Here is a 4,119-nt window from a genome sequence, read left to right as displayed (position 1 = left end):
ACGCCGTCTGCGTTTCTCCGGCCCTAAGACATCAATCATCTGTACTCCAATGACTAGTCTAAAAACTAGTATTAAGACTATCACTTATTTAAGTGATACTGGTTGTCTGGAGATTCAGGGGGCCAGTCTAGCACCTTAAAATCACCATCATACACTAAATCAGTAAGTTGGCAGCATTACCTGCATCTGTGTCTCTGTATCTGGTTAAAAAAAGTCTGACCGATAAATCATTTGGTTGGCGCACTGGAATAATCTGAGTTTTATCACTACAGCTTATAGAGGCTTAAGGAAATTCGTAAGATATCAGCCACTATACCGATATAAATAATAAGACTCACCTGCAAACCAGACGGTAATTTAATGATGATGAACGCTTTCTTTCCGGCAATGGCGCTTATGGTGCTAGTGGGTTGTTCTACACCGTCACCCGTGCAGAAAGCACAACGGGTAAAGGTTGATCCTCTGCGTTCGTTGAATATGGAAGCGTTATGCAAGGATCAGGCGGCAAAACGTTATAACACCGGCGAGCAAAAAATCGACGTCACCGCCTTCGAACAGTTCCAGGGAAGCTATGAAATGCGCGGTTATACCTTCCGTAAAGAGCAGTTTGTCTGTTCTTTTGACGCAGATGGCCATTTTTTGCATCTTTCCATGCGTTAAGCCCTGCTTTTTCCCGTTTCGTACTGTATATCTTCCATCCAGCGGGTATACTGATCCCTTCCTTTAAATCCACACGTATCCAGCACGAAATAATATGCAAAAGTTTGATACCAGGACCTTCCAGGGCTTGATCCTGACCTTACAGGATTACTGGGCTCGCCAGGGCTGCACCATTGTTCAACCATTGGACATGGAAGTCGGCGCGGGAACCTCTCACCCAATGACCTGTCTGCGCGCGCTGGGGCCAGAACCGATGGCGGCTGCTTATGTTCAGCCTTCTCGTCGCCCGACCGATGGTCGCTACGGCGAAAACCCCAACCGTTTACAGCACTACTATCAGTTCCAGGTGGTCATTAAGCCATCGCCGGACAATATTCAGGAGCTGTACCTCGGTTCTCTGAAAGAGCTGGGCATGGACCCGACTATTCACGACATCCGTTTCGTGGAAGATAACTGGGAAAACCCGACTCTGGGTGCCTGGGGACTGGGCTGGGAAGTGTGGCTAAACGGCATGGAAGTGACGCAGTTCACTTACTTCCAGCAGGTTGGTGGTCTGGAGTGTAAACCGGTTACCGGCGAGATCACCTACGGTCTGGAACGTCTGGCCATGTACATTCAGGGCGTAGACAGCGTTTACGACCTGGTCTGGAGCGACGGCCCGCTGGGTAAAACCACCTACGGCGACGTGTTCCATCAGAACGAAGTGGAGCAGTCCACTTACAACTTCGAATACGCGGATGTGGACTTCCTGTTCACCTGCTTTGAGCAGTACGAGAAAGAAGCGCAGCAGCTGCTGGCGCTGGAAAATCCGCTGCCGCTGCCAGCCTACGAGCGTATTCTGAAAGCCGCCCACAGCTTCAACCTGCTGGATGCGCGTAAAGCCATCTCCGTCACCGAGCGTCAGCGCTACATTCTGCGCATTCGCACCCTGACCAAAGCAGTGGCAGAAGCATACTACGCTTCCCGTGAAGCCCTCGGCTTCCCGATGTGCAACAAAGATAAGTAAGAGGCGGCTATGTCTGAGAAAACTTTTCTGGTGGAAATCGGCACTGAAGAGCTGCCACCAAAAGCACTGCGCAGCCTGGTTGAGTCCTTTGCTGCGAATTTTACTGTGGAGCTGGATAACGCTGGCCTCGCACACGGCACCGTTCAATGGTTTGCTGCTCCGCGTCGTCTGGCGCTGAAAGTAGCTAACCTGGCGGAAGCGCAACCGGATCGTGAAATCGAAAAACGCGGCCCGGCGATTGCCCAGGCGTTCGACGCTGAAGGCAAACCGAGCAAAGCGGCAGAAGGTTGGGCGCGTGGTTGCGGTATTACCGTTGACCAGGCTGAGCGTCTGACTACCGATAAAGGCGAATGGCTGCTGTATCGCGCCCATGTGAAGGGCGAAAGCACCGAAGCACTGCTGCCGAATATGGTTGCGACTTCTCTGGCGAAACTGCCGATCCCGAAACTGATGCGTTGGGGCGCAAGCGACGTGCACTTCGTGCGTCCGGTGCACACCGTGACCCTGCTGCTGGGCGACAAAGTCATTCCGGCAACTATTCTGGGCATTCAGTCCGATCGCGTGATTCGCGGCCACCGCTTTATGGGCGAACCGGAATTCACCATCGACAACGCCGATCAGTATCCGGAAATTCTGCGTGAGCGCGGGAAAGTCATCGCCGATTACGAAGAACGTAAAGCGAAGATTAAAGCCGATGCCGAAGAAGCAGCGCGTAAGATTGGCGGTAACGCTGACTTAAGCGAAAGCCTGCTGGAAGAAGTGGCTTCGCTGGTGGAGTGGCCGGTCGTTCTGACCGCAAAATTCGAAGAGAAATTCCTCGCGGTGCCGGCTGAAGCCCTGGTTTACACCATGAAAGGTGACCAGAAATACTTCCCGGTGTATGCGAACGATGGCAAACTGCTGCCGAACTTCATCTTCGTTGCCAACATCGAATCGAAAGATCCGCAGCAAATTATCTCTGGTAACGAGAAAGTCGTTCGTCCACGTCTGGCGGATGCCGAGTTCTTCTTCAATACCGACCGTAAAAAACGTCTGGAAGATAACCTGCCGCGCCTGCAAACCGTGCTGTTCCAGCAACAGCTGGGTACGCTGCGTGACAAAACTGACCGCATCCAGGCGCTGGCTGGCTGGATTGCTGAACAGATTGGCGCTGACGTTAACCACGCAACCCGTGCGGGCCTGCTGTCTAAGTGTGACCTGATGACCAACATGGTCTTCGAGTTCACCGACACCCAAGGCGTTATGGGGATGCACTACGCGTGTCACGATGGCGAAGCGGAAGACGTAGCCGTCGCGCTGAATGAGCAGTATCAGCCGCGCTTTGCCGGTGATGACCTGCCGTCCAACCCGGTAGCTTGTGCGCTGGCGATTGCTGATAAGATGGATACTCTGGCGGGTATCTTCGGTATCGGTCAGCATCCGAAAGGCGACAAAGACCCGTTTGCGCTGCGTCGTGCCGCACTTGGCGTGCTGCGAATTATCGTTGAGAAGAACCTCAACCTTGATCTGCAAACGCTGACCGAAGAAGCAGTGCGTCTGTATGGCGATAAGCTGACTAACGCCAACGTGGTTGATGATGTTATCGACTTTATGCTCGGTCGCTTCCGCGCCTGGTATCAGGACGAAGGTTACACCGTTGACACCATCCAGGCGGTACTGGCGCGTCGTCCGACTCGTCCGGCTGATTTCGATGCCCGTATGAAAGCGGTATCGCATTTCCGTACCCTGGATGCAGCTGCTGCACTGGCGGCGGCGAACAAACGTGTATCTAACATTCTGGCGAAATCTGACGAAGTGCTGAGCGACCGCGTGAATGCCTCTACCCTGAAAGAGCCGGAAGAAATTAAACTGGCGATGCAGGTTGTGGTGCTACGTGACAAGCTGGAGCCGTACTTTGCGGAAGGTCGTTACCAGGATGCGCTGGTCGAACTGGCAGAGCTGCGTGAGCCGGTTGATGCTTTCTTCGATAAAGTGATGGTCATGGTTGATGACAAAGAATTGCGTCTCAACCGTCTGACCATGCTGGAGAAACTGCGCGAACTGTTCCTGCGCGTTGCGGATATTTCGCTGTTGCAGTAATAACGCCGTTATTAAAAAGCCTGCCATCTGGCAGGCTTTTTTTATTATCGCTAAATAATACAGCAACCTTTAATAATCTTCTGCTGAATAAAGATTATCTCATATATTAATTTTATGAGATTTTTGGTAATGACTCCAACTTACTGATAGTGTTTTATGTTCAGATAATGCCCGATGACCTTGTCATGCAGCTCCACCGATTTTGAGAACGACAGTGACTTCCGTCCCAGCCTTGCCAGATGTTGTCTCAGATTCAGATTATGTCGCTCAATGCGCTGAGTGTAACGCTTGCTGATAACGTGCAGCTTTCCCTTCAGGCGTGATTCATACAGCGGCCAGCCATCCGTCATCCATACCACGACCTCAAAGGCCGG

General features: G+C 52.2%; 4 protein-coding genes. 3 read left to right on the top strand and 1 reads right to left on the bottom strand.

Annotation, left to right across the window (positions count from 1 at the left end; translation table 11 throughout):
- Nucleotides 1-360 precede the first annotated feature (360 nt).
- The 3 genes from BHE85_RS11615 (at nucleotide 361) to glyS (ending at nucleotide 3,745) form a co-directional block, all read left to right on the top strand.
- Complete coding sequence (locus BHE85_RS11615) at nucleotides 361-660, top strand: YsaB family lipoprotein (protein WP_000980111.1); 300 nt, start codon at nucleotides 361-363, stop codon at nucleotides 658-660.
- A 94-nt stretch (nucleotides 661-754) separates the two neighbouring features.
- Nucleotides 755-1,666, top strand: coding sequence for a glycine--tRNA ligase subunit alpha (gene glyQ, locus BHE85_RS11610; protein WP_001168544.1), 912 nt, complete (start codon nucleotides 755-757; stop codon nucleotides 1,664-1,666).
- A gap of 9 nt (nucleotides 1,667-1,675) precedes the next feature.
- Nucleotides 1,676-3,745 (top strand): glycine--tRNA ligase subunit beta, encoded by a 2,070-nt coding sequence (glyS, locus tag BHE85_RS11605; RefSeq protein WP_001291815.1) that lies wholly within the window; start codon nucleotides 1,676-1,678, stop codon nucleotides 3,743-3,745.
- Between the two features lie 140 nt (nucleotides 3,746-3,885).
- Here glyS and BHE85_RS11600 read toward each other — a convergent pair.
- A partial coding sequence (locus tag BHE85_RS11600) for an IS1 family transposase (protein ID WP_216088122.1) occupies nucleotides 3,886-4,119 on the bottom strand: 234 nt, incomplete at its 5' end.

The sequence above is a fragment of the Shigella sp. FC1567 genome, from assembly GCF_001743015.1.
GTDB lineage: Bacteria > Pseudomonadota > Gammaproteobacteria > Enterobacterales > Enterobacteriaceae > Escherichia > Escherichia coli.
The sequence above is the reverse complement of the archived record's forward strand: the minus strand, read 5'-3'. Positions and strand labels throughout refer to the sequence as shown.

Excerpts from the sequence above, each read along its gene's own strand:
- BHE85_RS11615 (WP_000980111.1), top strand. The coding sequence starts at position 361 with ATGATGATGAACGCTTTCTTTCCGGCAATGGCGCTTATGGTGCTAGTG.
- glyQ (WP_001168544.1), top strand. The coding sequence starts at position 755 with ATGCAAAAGTTTGATACCAGGACCTTCCAGGGCTTGATCCTGACCTTA.
- glyS (WP_001291815.1), top strand. The coding sequence starts at position 1,676 with ATGTCTGAGAAAACTTTTCTGGTGGAAATCGGCACTGAAGAGCTGCCA.